The sequence below is a fragment of the Klebsiella sp. Q2 genome, assembly GCF_009900705.1.
Lineage (GTDB): Bacteria > Pseudomonadota > Gammaproteobacteria > Enterobacterales > Enterobacteriaceae > Klebsiella > Klebsiella quasipneumoniae.
In genome coordinates this window covers 574,484-590,685 of the sequence record NZ_JAAABE010000004.1, presented here as the reverse complement: position 1 = coordinate 590,685, position 16,202 = coordinate 574,484, and the positions used below count along the sequence as shown (strand labels likewise).

The window sequence follows — 16,202 nt, the reverse complement described above, 5'->3', positions numbered from 1 at the left end:
ATTGATTTATTGCATCTATTCATGAATTAAAAAGATGAATTACTCTCTGCGTCAGTTAAAAGTATTCGTTACCGTTGCCCGCGCCAGGAGCTTTAGCCGGGCGGGGGAGATGATTGGCTTAAGCCAGTCGGCCGTCAGCCACAGCGTCAAGGAGCTGGAGCATCAGACCGGAGTCCGTCTCCTTGACCGTACCACCCGGGAGGTGGTCCTCACCGAGGCGGGTCAGCAGCTGGCAGGCAGGCTGGAGCGTTTGCTCGATGAGCTTGCGGTGACGCTGCGCGATGCCGGTCGGGTAGGCCAGCAGCTGAGTGGCACCGTTAAGGTCGCCGCCAGTCAGACGATTTCCGCCCACCTTATTCCGCAGTGTATTGCTCACAGTAATCGACGTTATCCTGATATCGATTTTGTGCTGCACGACCGGCCCCAGCAGTGGGTCCTGGAGAGTATTCGCCAGGGAGAAGTGGATTTTGGCATCGTGATTGATCCGGGCCCGGCGGCCGATCTGCAGTGCGAGGTGGTCCTGGCGGAACCTTTTTTGCTGCTCTGCCGGGAGGATCATCCTTTTGCCAGCCTGACTGAAGTGCCGTGGCAGGCGCTACAGAATGAGAGACTGATCCTGCAGGACTATGCTTCCGGCAGCCGTCCGCTGATTGATGCGGCGCTCAGCAGGCTGGCTGTCCGGGCGAACATTGTGCAGGAGATTGGCCATCCGGCAACGCTGTTTCCGATGGTGGAATCGGGAATTGGCATCAGCGTACTGCCGGCGCTGGCGCTGCCGTTACCGCAGGGAAGCCATCTGGCGGTGAAGCGACTGACTCCGGTAATGGAGCGGCAGCTGATGCTGGCATGCCGGAAAAACCGCTCGCTGTCGACCGCCGCCCAGGCGTTATGGGAAATCGTGCGAGAAGAAGGGGGCAATCTCACCGCCGCCAGGGTTGAAGATCCGCTGTATCAGCGTTGATCGCGTTTTATCGCCACGGGGAAGCTCGTGGCCGGGGCTGTGTTCCACGCATAGCAAAAAGGCGCCTTTAGGGCGCCTTTTTACATTGGTGGGTCGTGCAGGATTCGAACCTGCGACCAATTGATTAAAAGTCAACTGCTCTACCAACTGAGCTAACGACCCGAAGTGGTGGGTGATGACGGGATCGAACCGCCGACCCCCTCCTTGTAAGGGAGGTGCTCTCCCAGCTGAGCTAATCACCCACTTCGGTACTTCACATTTTGACAGAAAATCCAGCTGGCGAGAAATTGGTGGGTGATGACGGGATCGAACCGCCGACCCCCTCCTTGTAAGGGAGGTGCTCTCCCAGCTGAGCTAATCACCCACTTCTCAATTTTCTGTTCTACACGGCGGAGACTACGTTAAGTAGTGGTGGGTGATGACGGGTTCGAACCGCCGACCCCCTCCTTGTAAGGGAGGTGCTCTCCCAGCTGAGCTAATCACCCCCGCTGTGTGGAGTCGCATTATAGGGAGAGTTGAAAATGAGTCAACGCCTTTTCTAAAGAATTCGTTCGTTCGTCGTAAAATTAAACAAAGCGATCGTAAAACCGGCGTCATAGCATGATTTATAAACAAAAATGGTAAACCGCGACGTTCCGACGGGAACAACATTGAGGAATCAGCCCACGGTGTTAGAATATTGACCCATAATTTCCACCGGACATTGCCGTCTATCGGCATCTTTATTAAACGTAAGGCCAATTCATGAAAATCAAAACTCGCTTCGCGCCAAGCCCAACCGGCTATCTGCACGTTGGCGGTGCGCGTACTGCTCTCTATTCCTGGCTTTTTGCCCGTAACCACGGCGGTGAGTTTGTACTGCGTATTGAAGACACCGATCTCGAACGCTCCACCCCGGAAGCAATTGAAGCCATCATGGATGGCATGAACTGGCTGAATCTGCAATGGGACGAAGGTCCCTATTACCAGACCAAACGTTTCGATCGTTATAACAACGTGATCGATGAGATGCTGGAAGCCGGTACCGCTTATAAATGCTATTGCTCGAAAGAGCGTCTGGAAGCGTTGCGCGAAGAGCAGATGGCGAACGGTGAGAAGCCGCGTTACGATGGCCGCTGCCGCCATAGCCACGAGCATCATGCCGACGATGAGCCGTGCGTGGTGCGTTTCGCCAACCCGCAGGAAGGGTCAGTTATTTTTGACGATCAGATCCGCGGACCTATCGAGTTCAGCAACCAGGAGCTGGACGATCTGATCATTCGCCGTACCGATGGTTCCCCGACCTACAACTTCTGCGTCGTCGTGGATGACTGGGACATGGCGATCACCCACGTGATCCGTGGTGAAGATCATATCAATAACACGCCGCGCCAGATCAACATCCTTAAAGCGCTGAACGCGCCGGTGCCGGTATACGCGCACGTATCGATGATTAACGGCGACGATGGCAAGAAACTCTCCAAGCGCCACGGGGCGGTCAGCGTGATGCAGTATCGCGACGATGGCTACCTGCCGGAAGCGTTGCTTAACTATCTGGTGCGTCTGGGCTGGTCCCATGGCGATCAGGAGATCTTCACCCGCGAAGAGATGATCGAGTTCTTCTCGCTGGGGGCGGTCAGCAAATCCGCCAGTGCGTTCAACACCGACAAGCTGCTGTGGCTGAACCATCATTACATCAATACTCTGCCGGCGGAGTATGTGGCGACCCATCTGCAGTGGCATATCGAGCAGGAAAATATCGATACCCGCAACGGTCCGCAGCTGGCCGAGTTGGTGAAGCTGCTGGGCGAGCGTTGCAAAACGCTGAAAGAGATTGCCCAGAGCTGCCGCTACTTCTATGAAGAGTTCGCTGAGTTCGACGCCGACGCGGCGAAGAAACATCTGCGTCCGGTAGCGCGTCAGCCGCTGGAAGTCGTCCGCGACAAGCTGGCGGCGATTAGCGACTGGACGGCGGAAAACGTCCACCACGCGATTCAGGCGACCGCTGATGAGCTGGAAGTGGGCATGGGTAAAGTCGGTATGCCGCTGCGCGTGGCCGTTACCGGTGCTGGGCAGTCTCCTGCGCTTGACGTAACCGTCCATGCAATCGGCAAGTCCCGTAGCGTAGAGCGTATCAATAAAGCGCTGGCTTTTATCGCTGAGCGCGAAGGCCAGGCGTCCTGACGGGGACGTAGATGATATAACGGCAGGATATAATCCTGCCGTTTTTTTGTCTGTTACGCCGGGCTGGCGATGCCGAGGCGGGCAAGAAAACCGCTAATCCCTTCCCGGGCCAGCAGGTCGCGGAGCTGCAGCTGTTCTGCCGGAGTCATCAGTTGCAGGGTTTCTGTGATTTGCCGCCAGATCGTGTCCGCCTCATTGACCAGGTAAGCGCCTGGCGATTCCGCGAGATGATTGTCGCTAAACAGATGGCGTCTGGCGGGAATGTTAGTTAAAAACTCACGCACCGGTTGGTCGATGACCACCAGTCGCGCTCGTCCCCCTTTAACGCCGGGTATCGCTTCTGTGCGCCATTTCTTCTCCCGAACCCAGCGATTGATCGTTTGTCTGGCCAGCCCCAGGCAGTCGGCAAGCTCTGCGGGCGTCATTTTATCTTTTAGTTTCATCATGGTTTACCGATCGCGGATCCCTAACCGAAGCAGTAACCCGGTGATCCCCTCGCGCAGCAACAGCGACATAAGCTGCTTCTGCTCGCTGGGGGTGAGTTCTTTACAGAGGGTCAGCAGCAGCGATTCCAGATCGCTGTCGTGGGGAGAATAGGTGCCGGGCGTCTCCGCCACGCGCTGGGCGCTGCGGATAAACTCCCTGACTTGCTCATTGACATGGACCAGGCGCGCCTTGCCGCCCTGGACGCCAGGCCGCGGAGAGGTCTGCCAGCCTTCTTTCCGCACCCACTTATTGATAGTTTGCCGACTGTAGCCGGTCAGATGGGCGATTTCTTCAGGTGTCATTCGTTCCTTGAGCATACTATTTCCTGAGTAAATGTATGGGAATTAGCTGTCCATGTTATAGCATCCTTTTACTGGAAAAGGTGACCTGTTTAACTTCTGGCTGCGATAAGGCTCGCAATGTCAGCAGGTTGCCTGCTTTTTCAGCGATTGAATCGAGAAGGATAATTTTGCCGTTGACACCTGAGCGAGGAATTCATATTATGCCGCCCGTCAACACGACACGCTTTACGTTACGGGGCTATAGCTCAGCTGGGAGAGCGCTTGCATGGCATGCAAGAGGTCAGCGGTTCGATCCCGCTTAGCTCCACCAAATTCTGCACCCAGCGGATTTGGTTCGTAAAGAGGTCCTGTGGGGCTATAGCTCAGCTGGGAGAGCGCTTGCATGGCATGCAAGAGGTCAGCGGTTCGATCCCGCTTAGCTCCACCAAAATTCAGAACCCTCGCTTCGGCGGGGGTTTTTGTTTTTATCTATTTTCATGTAAAGCATTTTCTGCTTAAGTCAGTTAATCTCCAGCAATTAAAATCGAAAGTAATTTCAGACTTTTTCCTGATAAATCACCTTGCCTGCCCTAAATAAGCAACATAACATTTCCCCCATTAAACGTAATGAGGTTGCCGGAGTTTTAATTAACAATAATGGTTGATAAAATTAACATTAATATCAAAAAAACTCTGTTGGCCTTTATCGTCTGTTTAGTCGCTATTCCGCTGGCTCGTTTTATTTCACCGCAAACGGTTATTGATGGCAATCTTATTTATATTGCCTGGCTGCCCATTAGCGTGATGTTTTCTGTTATTTTTATCTTTGGCCGCTATGCGATTGCGCCATTAATCCTCGCATTTGCCATCACCAATTGCTTTCTTATTAAATTAACGCTACCGCAGGCGCTTATCTTACTCTTTTGTCAGCTGTTTGCGGTGTTCTTCTCCTGCGCTATTCTAAGACTGATGGTGGGTAAGCGCTGGCGCTGTGGCCCGACGGCAAAACATATGGGAGCGCGGATCTTCTGGGGCGGCTTCTTCGCGCCGGTGCTGCTGAAACTCACCATGTACCTTGCCGGGCAATATTTTGCTTTTCCCTTATCTATTACCAGCTATTTTGGCAGTATGCCATTGATTTATACCGTAATAGATATTCAAAGTTTAATCAGCGCGGCATTAATTTTTACCACTTTTTTATATTATCCAATGCGGATGATTATCAATCCACGCTACGCCCGACGTTTCTGGCGGCAGGAATGTTTACCGTGGCTGGCAGCAAAATATCGTTCCTTTACGCTATATTGGTTTATTGCGCTGGCGGTGATATTAACGCTATTGTGTGCGCCGTATCAGTCTGAATTTATTGCCGGTTATTTAGTTCCGGTGATTTTTATCGTCTACTTTATCGGGATTAGCCGAATTGGTCATGCGCTGCTGCGTATTTCATGGTCGGTCTCGGCTTTTTTACTGGTGGTGTATAACAAAAACTTTCTCCAGGGCGTCCAAAGCGAGTATTCATTATCCTTTGTGCTCTCAGTGCTGATCTCCTTTACTATCTGTTTGTTTTATATGGCAGACACCTATGCCCGTAGCGACCGCAATAAACGCCGCTGGCGTAGTCAGGCGGAAGAAGATCCGCTGACTGGCTTGCCTAACCTGCGCGCGCTGGAGAGCCATTTACAGAGCTGTCCGCAGCAGGTTATCTGCAGCCTGCGTATTCATAATCTCGACTTTCTCAGCAGGCATTATGGCCTGATGATGGGGGTGGACTGTAAACGGCAGATTATTCGGGCGTTGCAACCGCTGCTGGGGGCGACGGATAAAGTTTTCCAGGTGCCGGGCAGCGAACTGATCCTCGTGCTTGACGGACCGGAGCCTTCGTCCCGTTTGCATCATATGGTCGCGGTTCTCAATCACAAAAAATTCAGCTGGCACAATCAGCCGCTGGATCTGGAGTTTGGCGCGGCCTGGGGCCGCGACGACGGTCAGCGCGAGGGACTTCACCAGATGCTGGGTCAGCTAAGCTGGCTTTCCGAACAGGCGGGTAGCGAACGTCGGGTGCTGGCCCTGGATGAGGAGCAGGAGCTGGTGGTGGATCAAACCACCGAGCAGGTGCGCCTCCTCATGCGCGTCAAGCAGGTGCTCAAAGAGCGGGCGCTGATGCTCTATGCGCAGCCGATTCAGAACAGGGAAGGGGAGGGATATCATGAGATCCTCACCCGCATGCGCTGTGGCGATAGCGTCATTATGCCCGATCAGTTTATCCCGTTGATTGTGCAGTTTAACCTCAGCCAACGTTTCGACATGCTGGTGCTTGAGACCTTGTTCAGCGTGCTTCATCAGCACCCTGGCCAGCGATTCTCGGTCAATCTGCTGCCTGCAACTCTAATGCAAAAGGACAGTGCCGTGCAGATTATCGCGCTGTTTCAACGCTATGCGGTCTCACCAGACCTTATCACTATTGAAGTCACTGAAGAGCAGGCCTTCTCCAATGCCGACATCAGCCAGCAAAATCTTGAAGCGCTGCGCGCGTTTGGCTGCGCCATCGCCATTGATGACTTTGGCACCGGGTATGCGAACTATGAACGGCTGAAGCATCTGCAGGCCGATATCATCAAGATTGACGGCTGCTTCGTTCGCGACATCCTCACTGACCCGCTGGACGCCATTATGGTGAAATCGATTGTCGAGATGGCGCGGGCGAAACAGATGAGCGTGGTGGCGGAATATGTCGAAAGCGAACCGCAAAAAGCGCGCTTGCTGGAGCTGGGGGTGAATTATCTGCAGGGCTACCTGGTGGGCAAGCCCCAGCCGCTGGGCGAATGACGAGTAAAAAAAAGCCGGGCATTGCCCGGCTCAGAGGACTGGCGCCTGTTACAGAACCAGAGCCGCAATTGAAGCAGACAGTACGCTGACCAGCGTGGAGCCGTAAACCAGCTTCAGACCGAAGCGTGAAACCACGTTGCCCTGTTCTTCGTTCAGACCTTTAATCGCCCCGGCGATGATGCCGATAGACGAGAAGTTGGCGAAGGAGACCAGGAAGATAGAGATAATGCCTTCCGCACGCGGGGAGAGCGTCGAGGCGATTTTCTGCAGATCCATCATGGCGACGAATTCATTGGAGACCAGCTTGGTGGCCATAATACTACCCACCTGCAGCGCTTCGCTTGCCGGCACACCCATCACCCAGGCGACCGGGTAGAAGATATAGCCAAGGATCCCCTGGAAGGAGATGCTGTAGCCGAACCAGCCGGTCACGGTGGCGAACAGGGCGTTCAGCGCGGAGATCAGCGCGATGAAGCCGATCAGCATCGCCGCCACGATAATCGCAACTTTAAAGCCCGCCAGAATGTATTCGCCCAGCATCTCGAAGAAGCTTTGACCTTCGTGCAGATTGGACATCTGCAGATTTTCTTCACTCTCTTCCACGCGGTACGGGTTAATCAATGACAGCACGATAAAGGTGCTGAACATGTTGAGCACCAGCGCCGCGACGACGTACTTCGGCTGCAGCATGGTCATATACGCGCCGACGATGGACATCGATACGGTGGACATCGCGGTCGCCGCCATGGTGTACATACGGTTGCGCGACATTTTGCCGAGAATATCTTTATAGGCAATAAAGTTTTCCGACTGGCCGAGGATCAGCGAGCTGACGGCGTTGAAGGACTCCAGTTTGCCCATGCCGTTGATTTTCGACAGCACGGTACCGATGGCGCGGATAACAATCGGCAGGATGCGAATATGCTGCAAAATACCGATCAAAGCGGAAATGAAGACGATAGGGCACAGAACCTTAAGGAAGAAGAAGGCCAGACCTTTGTCGTTCATGCTGCCGAACACGAAGTTTGTCCCTTCGTTGGCAAAGCCGAGAAGTTTTTCAAACATCTCGGAGAAGCCTTTCACAAAACCCAGACCGATATCGGAGTTCAGGAAGAACCAGGCCAGCAGGACTTCAATGACAAGCAGTTGAACAACATAACGAATACGGATCTTTTTACGGTCATGACTGACCAACAGGGCCAGTATAGCCACCACAACGATCGCGAGGACAAAATGCAAGACGCGGTCCATAGTTGCTCCAAATATGAGGCAGGTTAAATTTCCGTGCACATTCTATGCAACGGCTTTAAAGAAAACGAGATCAATTGCACACTATTGCAAGGAACTGTGACCAATGGCAAAAATAGTGATCAAACATCTACTTTTGTTATGTTACATAAAGGTTTTAAAAGTTGCATTCTTGTACTACTCTTAATATTTGGCGCGATCGGGTTTTCTGACGCCCTTTTCCATATCCGGCCAGCAATTGTTCCCTCCTATCACAGCAATTATTATCTCCATTCTAAATGAACTTGATAATCATTCGCATTTTGATAGCATGAAACATAGCAAAGGCTATATTTCCAGAGGCAGAAGATGACTAGCAGTCGCGTTGAGAATAGCAGTAGTCGCGCCGCGCGCAAGGTGAAGCTCGCCTTAATGGGGCCCGCTTTCGTCGCTGCCATTGGCTATATCGATCCGGGTAATTTCGCCACGAATATTCAGGCTGGCGCCAGCTTTGGCTATCAGCTGCTGTGGGTCGTAGTATGGGCCAACCTGATGGCGATGCTGATCCAGGTGCTCTCTGCCAAACTGGGCATTGCCACCGGTAAAAACCTGGCCGAGCAGATCCGCGACCATTACCCGCGCCCGGTCGTGTGGTTTTACTGGGTACAGGCGGAAATCATCGCCATGGCCACCGATCTGGCCGAATTTATCGGCGCTGCGATTGGCTTTAAGCTGGTGCTGGGCGTATCGCTTCTGCAAGGGGCGGTGCTGACCGGGGTGGCGACCTTCCTGATCCTGATGCTGCAGCGGCGCGGGCAAAAACCGCTGGAGAAGGTGATTGGCGGCTTGCTGCTGTTTGTTGCCGTCGCCTATGTCGTTGAATTGATCTTTTCCCAGCCCGCGCTGGCTCCCCTGACCAAAGGGCTGGCGATCCCTACGCTGCCCAACGGCGAGGCGGTATTCTTAGCCGCCGGGGTGCTGGGGGCCACTATTATGCCGCACGTGATCTACTTACACTCCTCGCTTACCCAGCATCTGCACGGCGGGACGCGAAAAGAACGCTATAACGCGACCCGCTGGGATGTGGCGATCGCCATGACCATTGCGGGGTTCGTTAACCTGGCGATGATGGCGACCGCCGCGGCGGCATTCCACTTCAACGGCCATACCGGCGTCGCCGATCTCGATCAGGCTTACAGAACGCTGGAGCCACTCCTGAGCCACGCGGCGGCGACCATCTTTGGCCTCAGCCTGGTCGCTGCAGGTTTATCCTCGACGGTGGTGGGAACTCTCGCAGGCCAGGTGGTCATGCAGGGCTTCATCCGCTTTCATATTCCGTTGTGGTTTCGCCGGGCGGTCACCATGCTGCCGTCGTTTGTCGTCATTCTGCTGGGACTGGATCCAACGCGTATTCTGGTGATGAGTCAGGTGTTGCTCAGCTTTGGTATTGCGCTTGCCCTGGTGCCGCTGCTGATATTTACCAGCAATGCAAAGCTAATGGGAGACCTGGTGAATACCCGTTGGGTGAGAGGCATCGGCTGGGCGATAGTCGCCATTGTGGTGAGCCTGAACGGCTGGTTAATTGTGGGATCGCTGCTCGGGGTGGATTGATGACTTCCTGCTGCGGAATAAAGCAAAGGGGAGCCGATGGGCTCCCCTTTTCGTCTGTTAGTGATGGCCATGTCCATGACCGTGACCGCGTCCGCCGGGACCACGTCCCCAGCCGCCGCGATGGTCGTCGCGGTCGCTCCAGCCCGCGCGATAGCCGCGCTCCCAGGCTTTATCTCTGCCTTTGTCCCAGCCGCGGTGCCAGCCGTTGTCATGACGATGCCAACGGTTATCACGCCATTCATAGTGACGACGCCAGTAATCACGGTCGCGCCAGCCGCCACCGTCCCAGTAGTTACCGTAATTGTCACGATCGCCTATTTGTAATTTTACCGATGGCAGCAGGGTGATTTCACCAGCGTTAGCGACTAGTGGCGCTGCGGCCAGCAGTACTGCTGCCAGAATCAGTGACCTGAACATACTCTTCTCCTTCACGATCGGGGCCGTAAGCGGCCTGTTAACCTGATATTACGGGCCGGTAAAGACCCGTCGCATCGGACGAACTCCGAAAGCGCAGAAAAGAGCACTTTTTGCTAAAGTAACATTTGCTTTACAGCGCCAGGATGGCATCAATCGCCGCGCACTCCCCGGCGCTGAAATGACGGTTTTTCAGCATCCCTACCGCATCATCCAGCTGGGCGGTTTTGCTGGCACCGATCAGCACGGAGGTGACTTTCTCCTCGCGCAGCACCCAGGCCAGCGCCATCTGCGACAGCTTCTGCCCGCGGGCTTCCGCCAGCGTATTCAGCTGACGAATTTTTTCTAATTTGGCGCGGGTCAGTTGCTCCGGCTGCAGAAAACGACTGCTGCTGGCGGCGCGTGAGTCTGCCGGAATGCCGTTAAGATAGCGGTCGGTTAGCTGGCCGCCGGACAGCGGTGAAAACGCTATACTTCCCACCCCTTCGGTCTGCAAAAAATCCAGTAATCCCTCTTCCACACCGCGTTCAAACATGGAGTAGCGAGGCTGGTGAATGACGCAGGGGGTGCCGAGGTCGTTAAGGATTTTCACCGCTTCTCGCGCCTGGGCGAGCGGATAGTTAGAGAGGCCGACGTACAACGCTTTACCCTGGCGGACAAGATGATCGAGCGCGCGCATCGTTTCCGTCAGCGGTGTCTCCGGGTCCGGGCGGTGATGATAAAAAATATCGACATACTCCAGCCCCATGCGCCGCAGGCTCTGGTTCAGACTGGCCACCAGGTATTTGCGTGAACCCCAGTCGCCGTAAGGGCCGTCCCACATGGTGTAACCCGCTTTGGTGGAGATGATCAACTCATCGCGATAGGGCAGGAGGGCCTCTTTAAGGATGCGGCCAAAATTGCTCTCCGCCGAGCCCGGCGGCGGCCCATAATTATTGGCCAGGTCGAAATGGGTAATGCCGAGGTCAAACGCGTGCAGGAGCATCTGCCGGCTGGTTTCCACCCGCGTTTCATCGCCAAAGTTATGCCACAGACCGAGAGAAATAGCCGGCAACTGAAGGCCACTGCGCCCGCAGCGACGATAGGCCATCGTTTGATATCGCGTGGTGCTTGCCTGGTAAACCATTCTTCCTCCGCAGATAAAACAAGTTGTGTATACGTTTACACTAATCAATGTTTTGCGTGGAGTACACCGCTTTTTGGGCGTAACTATTGCTTTACACCGGCTTTATCGTCCCCCTTCTGGACAGGCGGATCGCTTATTCAATACTCAAATTACACCTGCACCAAAATGAGGATAATGGACATGCAACCGACCTACACTATTGGGGATTATCTGCTGGATCGCCTCGTTGACTGCGGTATTGACCGCTTGTTCGGCGTACCAGGAGATTACAACTTACAGTTTCTCGATCGCGTCATCGCGCACAGCGCCTTGGGGTGGGTCGGCTGCGCCAACGAGCTGAATGCGGCCTATGCTGCTGACGGTTACGCACGCATTAAGGGGGCCGGCGCGTTACTAACAACCTACGGCGTCGGCGAACTAAGCGCCCTGAACGGCGTGGCGGGAAGCTATGCGGAGCATATTCCGGTATTACATATCGTCGGTGCGCCCTCCACTGGCGCTCAGCAGCGCGGCGAACTGCTGCATCACACCCTGGGTGACGGCGATTTCCGCCATTTTGCGCGAATGAGCGAGCAGATCACCTGTAGCCAGGCGCTGCTGACCGCTGGCAACGCCTGCCATGAAATCGACCGTGTTCTGCGCGATATGCTGACGCATCATCGACCCGGCTATCTGATGTTGCCGGCCGATGTCGCCAGAGCGGCAGCGATTGCCCCAGCGCAGCGCTTGCTGGTGGAGGCCGCTCCGGCGGATCAAAACCAGCTCGCCGGATTCTGCGAACATGCCAGCCGCCTGCTGCGGGGCAGTCGACGCATTTCCCTGCTGGCGGACTTCCTCGCGCAACGCTATGGCCTGCAGAACACGCTCCGGGAGTGGGTAGCGAAAACCCCCGTCGCCCACGCCACCATGCTCATGGGCAAGGGGCTGTTCGATGAGCAGCAGAGAGGTTTTGTCGGCACCTACAGCGGCATCGCCAGCGCGCCTCAGACCCGGGAGGCTATCGAAAACGCCGACACCATCATCTGCATTGGTACGCGCTTCACCGACACTATCACCGCAGGGTTCACCCAGCATCTGGCGCGGGAGAAGACGATAGAGATCCAGCCTTTCGCGGTCAGGGTGGGCGATCACTGGTTCAGCGGCGTGCCGATGGATCAAGCCCTGGCTGCGCTGATGTCCCTTTCCGCACCGCTGGCGGCGGAGTGGGCGGCGCCTCAGGTCGTGGCGCCGGAAGTGGAAGAGGAGGGCGAAGGCGAGTTAACCCAGAAGAATTTCTGGTCGACAGTGCAGGATGCGCTGCGCCCCGGCGATATTATCCTCGCCGATCAGGGGACGGCGGCATTTGGCATCGCGGCGCTTAAGCTCCCCTCTGAGGCATCGCTGATCGTCCAGCCGCTGTGGGGATCGATTGGTTTTACCCTCCCGGCCGCCTATGGCGCGCAAACCGCGGCGGCAGAGCGGCGGGTGGTGCTGATCGTCGGCGATGGCGCCGCCCAGCTGACGATTCAGGAAATGGGCTCTATGCTGCGCGATAAACAAAAGCCGCTTATTCTGCTGCTTAATAACGAAGGGTATACCGTAGAACGGGCGATTCACGGTCCGGAGCAGCGCTACAATGATATTGCCCTGTGGGACTGGCGGCGCCTGCCGGAAGCCTTCGCCCCGGACGTTGCCTCGCGCTGCTGGCGGGTTACGCACACTGCTGAGCTACGGGAGGCGATGGCGGAGAGTATCACCTCCGATACTCTCACCCTGGTGGAAGTGATGCTGCCGAAAATGGATATCCCCGATTTCCTGCGCGCGGTGACGCAGGCGCTGGAGGAACGAAACAGCCGCGTTTAGTCGGTATGGTGTCTGGCAATCATTAAGGGCCTCCCGGCCAGCAGCAGCCAGGCCGGGAGCATCACAATGCACAGCAGCGGCAGCAGCGTGGTGTCCGGAACCACCACAGCGGCCATAAACAGGCTCAGCCAGCCGTCGCGGGTGACGACCAGCACCATACCGAGGATCGCGCAGGAGACAGTAATTGCCGCCGGCACGGCGTCCACGTGGGCATGCAGCATCAGCCCCAGCGCCACGCCGACGAAGACCGCGGGGAAAATCCGCCCGCCGCGAAAGCCGCAGGCCGAGGCGAGAACCAGCGCAGCCAGTTTGACCAGCGCAATAAGCAGATAATCCGAGGCGGTCAGCGTCTGGCTGAAGGCCAACTGCTGCATCTCATCCAGCCCCTTAAACAGCGTTAAATGTCCGCCAATGGTTCCAAGGATCCCTAACAGCAAGCCGCCGAGGCCCAGCGTCAGGATTGGGTTTTTCAGGCGATGCATCAGCGTGTGCAGGCGCGGCAGACACCAGACGGCGACCATACCGACAGCGATAGCGATCAGGGCGACGATCATGCCGCTGACGATATCGACGAAGTGCATCTGGCTATAGTGCGCGATCGGCAGCGTGAAGTGGGGGTGGAAAAACAGCCCGGTCGTCAGCGCGCCCGCGGCGGCGGCAAGCATCGGGGCAAACAGACGATCCCACAGCGGCGACTCGTTGCTGCTGTTCAGGGTTTGCGAAAAAATCAGCGCGGCGGCCACCGGGGTGCCGAAGAGGGCGCCGATGGTGCCTGAGGCCGCGAGAATGGTCCAGTCCAGAGAGCTGACCCGGGGGAACAGTCGGGAGCCGACGGCGACGGCCAGCGCAATATTCACCACCATAATTGGATGCTCCGGGCCCAGGCTGACGCCGCCGGCGAGGCCAAGGATCAGCGCCGCCAGCAGCCCGGGCAGCGCGCCGGTGGCAATAGGCGCGCCGATTAACGACTCGGTCGCCGGGTCCGGCCCGGCGTGCCCCGGGCTGTAACGGACGACCAGGCCCACCGCGATCCCCGTCGCCGTGAGAATGGCGATGATCCACAGCGGGTTGTCGGCGCTCACCCCAAACTGCACAGGCAGATTGCTCCACAGGATGCGCTGCAGCAACGCGGCAACTTTCATCGCGCCGATCAGGATCAAACTGGAGGCGATGCCAATCAGGATAGCTGGCACCGACAGGATCAGCATTGTTCTGGCGCGAGGATGGAGCATGAAAATGTCCTTGTTAAAGTTCAGGAGCACTACTTTGCCTTTGTCGACGGGGACCGTCGATGCAAATGGTGCCGAAACGATAAAGTTAAGGCGGCGTCTGATACCCGTGGCCTCGTTAATAGGCTACTTTGCATTGATTACAAACTAAATGTGACCTGTGTCGCTAAACAAGGGGCGTCCGCGAGTTGGACGTTGTTGTTAAGCCGCCATGAATTTACAGTGTGCCAAAAGATTTATTTTGACTTTAGCGGAGCCGTAACGGAATGACAAAATTTGCTTTAGTAGGAGATGTCGGGGGGACCAACGCCCGCCTGGCGCTGTGTGATCTGGCGAGCGGAGAGAGCTCTCGTGCAAAGACCTATTCCGGGCTCGATTACCCCAGTCTGGAGGCGGTGGTGCGCGTCTATCTCGAGGAGCATCAGGTGACGGTCAGCGAAGGCTGTATCGCCATCGCTTGCCCGATCACCGGCGACTGGGTGGCGATGACCAACCATACCTGGGCCTTCTCCATCGCTGAGATGAAGCGCAACCTTGGCTTTGCGCACCTGGAGATTATTAACGATTTCACCGCCGTTTCAATGGCCATCCCGATGCTGAAAGCTGAGCACCTGATTCAGTTCGGCGGCAGCGCGCCGGTAGCCGGCAAACCGATCGCCGTTTATGGCGCCGGAACCGGGCTGGGCGTAGCCCATCTGGTGCACGTTGATAAGCGCTGGGTCAGCCTGCCTGGCGAAGGCGGCCATGTCGATTTTGCGCCGAACAGTGAAGAAGAGGGCATTATTCTGGAAGAGCTGCGCGCTGAACTGGGGCACGTCTCCGCAGAACGCGTGCTCTCGGGGCCTGGTCTGGTCAACCTCTATCGCGCGATAGTCAAATCGGATGGTCGACTGCCGGAGAACCTGCAGCCGCGTGAGGTCACCGAGCGGGCGCTGGCGGATAGCTGCACCGACTGTCGCCGGGCGCTGTCGCTGTTCTGCGTCATTATGGGGCGCTTCGGTGGAAACCTGGCGCTGACCCTGGGGACGTTTGGCGGCGTGTATATCGCCGGCGGCATCGTGCCGCGCTTCCTGGAGTTCTTTAAAGCCTCCGGCTTCCGCGGCGGTTTTGAGGACAAAGGCCGTTTTAAAGCCTATGTCCAGGATATCCCGGTTTACCTGATCGTGCATGACAACCCAGGCCTGCTGGGCTCCGGCGCGCATCTGCGTCAGACGCTGGGTCAGGTGCTGTAAGCGCATTCCTCCCGGGCTACCGCCGTAGCCCGGCAAGGCGGGGCTCCCCGTCGTCTACAGATTCATCAGCTGGCGAAACTCTTTCACTTTACTGCGACTGACCGGAACCTGAAACTCCAGGTCGCGCAGGCGTAGCACGTAGGTATTGTTAAACCATGGCTCAATTTCACGAATTTTGCTGAGATTCACACAGTACGAGCGGTGACAGCGAAAGAAATGTGCGGTGGGCAGTTTGCTGCAGAATTCGGTAATGTTCATCGGCATGACGAAAGACTCCCGGCGAGTGTAGACGAAGGTCATCTTCTCGTGCGCCTCTGCATAATAGATATCATGGATACTGGTGACGATGATCCGCTCATCTTTTATCAGATTGATGGTGTCGTTTTCCCGAGGCGCCGCGCTGGCTAGCCCGGAGGCGGCGTTATTTTGCTGCTGCCAGGCGGCGGTCAGCTTCTGCAGCATATTGATGATGCGCGACTCCTGGTAGGGCTTGAGGATGTAGTCAAACGCCTCCAGCTCAAAGGCTTCCACGGCGTGTTCTTTCCACGCGGTGATAAAAACGATAAAAGGCTTATGGGCGAACTGGCTGATGTTTTGCGCCAGCAGAACGCCGTCCAGCGACGGAATATTGATATCGAGAAAGATGGCGTCGACCTTGTTGTGCTGGAGAAATTTCAGCACGTCCAGGCCGTCGTCAAAGCTGCCTACGATCTCCATCTGGCTGTGGGTGTTGATAAGCCAGGAGAGCTCCTGTTGGGCCAGAAACTCATCCTCCACAATGATAACTTTCATCTTTTCTCC

At 56.0% G+C, this 16,202-nt stretch carries 13 protein-coding genes and 6 tRNA genes; 8 read left to right on the top strand and 11 right to left on the bottom strand.

What is annotated here, in order from left to right; all coding sequences use genetic code 11:
- The first annotated feature begins 34 nt into the window (after positions 1-34).
- Complete coding sequence (locus tag GT756_RS18260; RefSeq protein WP_004202013.1) at positions 35-961, top strand: LysR family transcriptional regulator; 927 nt, start codon at positions 35-37, stop codon at positions 959-961.
- An 86-nt stretch (positions 962-1,047) separates the two neighbouring features.
- Here GT756_RS18260 and GT756_RS18255 read toward each other — a convergent pair.
- The 4 genes from GT756_RS18255 to GT756_RS18240 form a co-directional block, all read right to left on the bottom strand.
- Positions 1,048-1,123 (bottom strand) — tRNA-Lys (locus tag GT756_RS18255).
- Between the two features lie 4 nt (positions 1,124-1,127).
- Positions 1,128-1,203: transfer RNA gene (locus tag GT756_RS18250), tRNA-Val, on the bottom strand.
- Positions 1,204-1,249: 46 nt separating this feature from the next.
- Positions 1,250-1,325, bottom strand: a tRNA-Val gene (locus GT756_RS18245).
- Between the two features lie 45 nt (positions 1,326-1,370).
- Positions 1,371-1,446: transfer RNA gene (locus GT756_RS18240), tRNA-Val, on the bottom strand.
- Positions 1,447-1,705: 259 nt separating this feature from the next.
- Between GT756_RS18240 and gltX the strand changes: the two genes are divergently transcribed.
- A complete protein-coding gene (gltX, locus tag GT756_RS18235) occupies positions 1,706-3,124 on the top strand; it encodes a glutamate--tRNA ligase (protein WP_004202014.1) in 1,419 nt (472 codons plus the stop codon).
- Positions 3,125-3,177: 53 nt separating this feature from the next.
- On the opposite strand, the gene GT756_RS18230 is transcribed toward gltX, so the two are convergent.
- The gene (locus tag GT756_RS18230; protein ID WP_114508335.1) at positions 3,178-3,570 is read right to left on the bottom strand and encodes a YfeC-like transcriptional regulator; all 393 of its coding nucleotides are present in this window, start codon (positions 3,568-3,570) and stop codon (positions 3,178-3,180) included.
- Between the two features lie 3 nt (positions 3,571-3,573).
- The gene (locus GT756_RS18225) at positions 3,574-3,927 is read right to left on the bottom strand and encodes a YfeC-like transcriptional regulator (protein ID WP_004202017.1); all 354 of its coding nucleotides are present in this window, start codon (positions 3,925-3,927) and stop codon (positions 3,574-3,576) included.
- A gap of 219 nt (positions 3,928-4,146) precedes the next feature.
- On the opposite strand from GT756_RS18225, the gene GT756_RS18220 reads away from it, so the two are divergent.
- From GT756_RS18220 to GT756_RS18210, 3 genes are all read left to right on the top strand, one after another.
- Positions 4,147-4,222: transfer RNA gene (locus GT756_RS18220), tRNA-Ala, on the top strand.
- Positions 4,223-4,263: 41 nt separating this feature from the next.
- A tRNA-Ala gene (locus GT756_RS18215) sits at positions 4,264-4,339 on the top strand.
- A gap of 209 nt (positions 4,340-4,548) precedes the next feature.
- Entirely contained in the window at positions 4,549-6,720 is a 2,172-nt protein-coding gene (locus tag GT756_RS18210) for an EAL domain-containing protein (RefSeq protein WP_004202018.1), read from the top strand.
- A gap of 48 nt (positions 6,721-6,768) precedes the next feature.
- On the opposite strand, the gene nupC is transcribed toward GT756_RS18210, so the two are convergent.
- Positions 6,769-7,971: a nucleoside permease NupC gene (nupC, locus tag GT756_RS18205; protein WP_012540950.1), complete on the bottom strand. Its 1,203-nt coding sequence runs from the start codon at positions 7,969-7,971 to the stop codon at positions 6,769-6,771.
- Between the two features lie 345 nt (positions 7,972-8,316).
- Here nupC and GT756_RS18200 point away from each other — a divergent pair, with 345 nt between their 5' ends.
- Positions 8,317-9,558 carry an Nramp family divalent metal transporter gene (locus GT756_RS18200; protein ID WP_004202021.1) on the top strand — a complete coding sequence of 414 codons (1,242 nt, stop codon included), beginning with the start codon at positions 8,317-8,319 and terminating at the stop codon, positions 9,556-9,558.
- A gap of 57 nt (positions 9,559-9,615) precedes the next feature.
- Here the strand turns inward: GT756_RS18200 and GT756_RS18195 are convergent, their stop codons facing one another.
- Positions 9,616-9,975 carry a DUF2502 domain-containing protein gene (locus GT756_RS18195; protein WP_004202022.1) on the bottom strand — a complete coding sequence of 120 codons (360 nt, stop codon included), beginning with the start codon at positions 9,973-9,975 and terminating at the stop codon, positions 9,616-9,618.
- Positions 9,976-10,105: 130 nt separating this feature from the next.
- A complete protein-coding gene (locus tag GT756_RS18190; protein WP_069135910.1) occupies positions 10,106-11,098 on the bottom strand; it encodes an aldo/keto reductase in 993 nt (330 codons plus the stop codon).
- Positions 11,099-11,278: 180 nt separating this feature from the next.
- On the opposite strand from GT756_RS18190, the gene GT756_RS18185 reads away from it, so the two are divergent.
- The gene (locus GT756_RS18185; RefSeq protein ID WP_004202025.1) at positions 11,279-12,940 is read left to right on the top strand and encodes an alpha-keto acid decarboxylase family protein; all 1,662 of its coding nucleotides are present in this window, start codon (positions 11,279-11,281) and stop codon (positions 12,938-12,940) included.
- Here GT756_RS18185 and GT756_RS18180 read toward each other — a convergent pair.
- Positions 12,937-14,172 carry an ion channel protein gene (locus tag GT756_RS18180; protein WP_043520431.1) on the bottom strand — a complete coding sequence of 412 codons (1,236 nt, stop codon included), beginning with the start codon at positions 14,170-14,172 and terminating at the stop codon, positions 12,937-12,939. The genes GT756_RS18185 and GT756_RS18180 overlap by 4 nt on opposite strands.
- A 263-nt stretch (positions 14,173-14,435) precedes the next feature.
- On the opposite strand from GT756_RS18180, the gene glk reads away from it, so the two are divergent.
- On the top strand, positions 14,436-15,401 hold the full coding sequence (gene glk, locus GT756_RS18175; protein ID WP_160124980.1) for a glucokinase: 966 nt from the start codon (positions 14,436-14,438) through the stop codon (positions 15,399-15,401).
- Between the two features lie 54 nt (positions 15,402-15,455).
- Here glk and GT756_RS18170 read toward each other — a convergent pair whose 3' ends face one another.
- Complete coding sequence (locus GT756_RS18170) at positions 15,456-16,193, bottom strand: LytTR family DNA-binding domain-containing protein (RefSeq protein ID WP_004202028.1); 738 nt, start codon at positions 16,191-16,193, stop codon at positions 15,456-15,458.
- Positions 16,194-16,202: the final 9 nt, after the last annotated feature.

What these genes read in the sequence shown, in the direction of transcription:
- GT756_RS18260 (WP_004202013.1), top strand. Translation starts at nt 35, where the DNA reads ATGAATTACTCTCTGCGTCAGTTAAAAGTATTCGTTACCGTTGCCCGC.
- gltX (WP_004202014.1), top strand. Translation starts at nt 1,706, where the DNA reads ATGAAAATCAAAACTCGCTTCGCGCCAAGCCCAACCGGCTATCTGCAC.
- GT756_RS18230 (WP_114508335.1), bottom strand. Translation starts at nt 3,570, where the DNA reads ATGATGAAACTAAAAGATAAAATGACGCCCGCAGAGCTTGCCGACTGC.
- GT756_RS18225 (WP_004202017.1), bottom strand. Translation starts at nt 3,927, where the DNA reads ATGCTCAAGGAACGAATGACACCTGAAGAAATCGCCCATCTGACCGGC.
- GT756_RS18210 (WP_004202018.1), top strand. Translation starts at nt 4,549, where the DNA reads ATGGTTGATAAAATTAACATTAATATCAAAAAAACTCTGTTGGCCTTT.
- nupC (WP_012540950.1), bottom strand. Translation starts at nt 7,971, where the DNA reads ATGGACCGCGTCTTGCATTTTGTCCTCGCGATCGTTGTGGTGGCTATA.
- GT756_RS18200 (WP_004202021.1), top strand. Translation starts at nt 8,317, where the DNA reads ATGACTAGCAGTCGCGTTGAGAATAGCAGTAGTCGCGCCGCGCGCAAG.
- GT756_RS18195 (WP_004202022.1), bottom strand. Translation starts at nt 9,975, where the DNA reads ATGTTCAGGTCACTGATTCTGGCAGCAGTACTGCTGGCCGCAGCGCCA.
- GT756_RS18190 (WP_069135910.1), bottom strand. Translation starts at nt 11,098, where the DNA reads ATGGTTTACCAGGCAAGCACCACGCGATATCAAACGATGGCCTATCGT.
- GT756_RS18185 (WP_004202025.1), top strand. Translation starts at nt 11,279, where the DNA reads ATGCAACCGACCTACACTATTGGGGATTATCTGCTGGATCGCCTCGTT.
- GT756_RS18180 (WP_043520431.1), bottom strand. Translation starts at nt 14,172, where the DNA reads ATGCTCCATCCTCGCGCCAGAACAATGCTGATCCTGTCGGTGCCAGCT.
- glk (WP_160124980.1), top strand. Translation starts at nt 14,436, where the DNA reads ATGACAAAATTTGCTTTAGTAGGAGATGTCGGGGGGACCAACGCCCGC.
- GT756_RS18170 (WP_004202028.1), bottom strand. Translation starts at nt 16,193, where the DNA reads ATGAAAGTTATCATTGTGGAGGATGAGTTTCTGGCCCAACAGGAGCTC.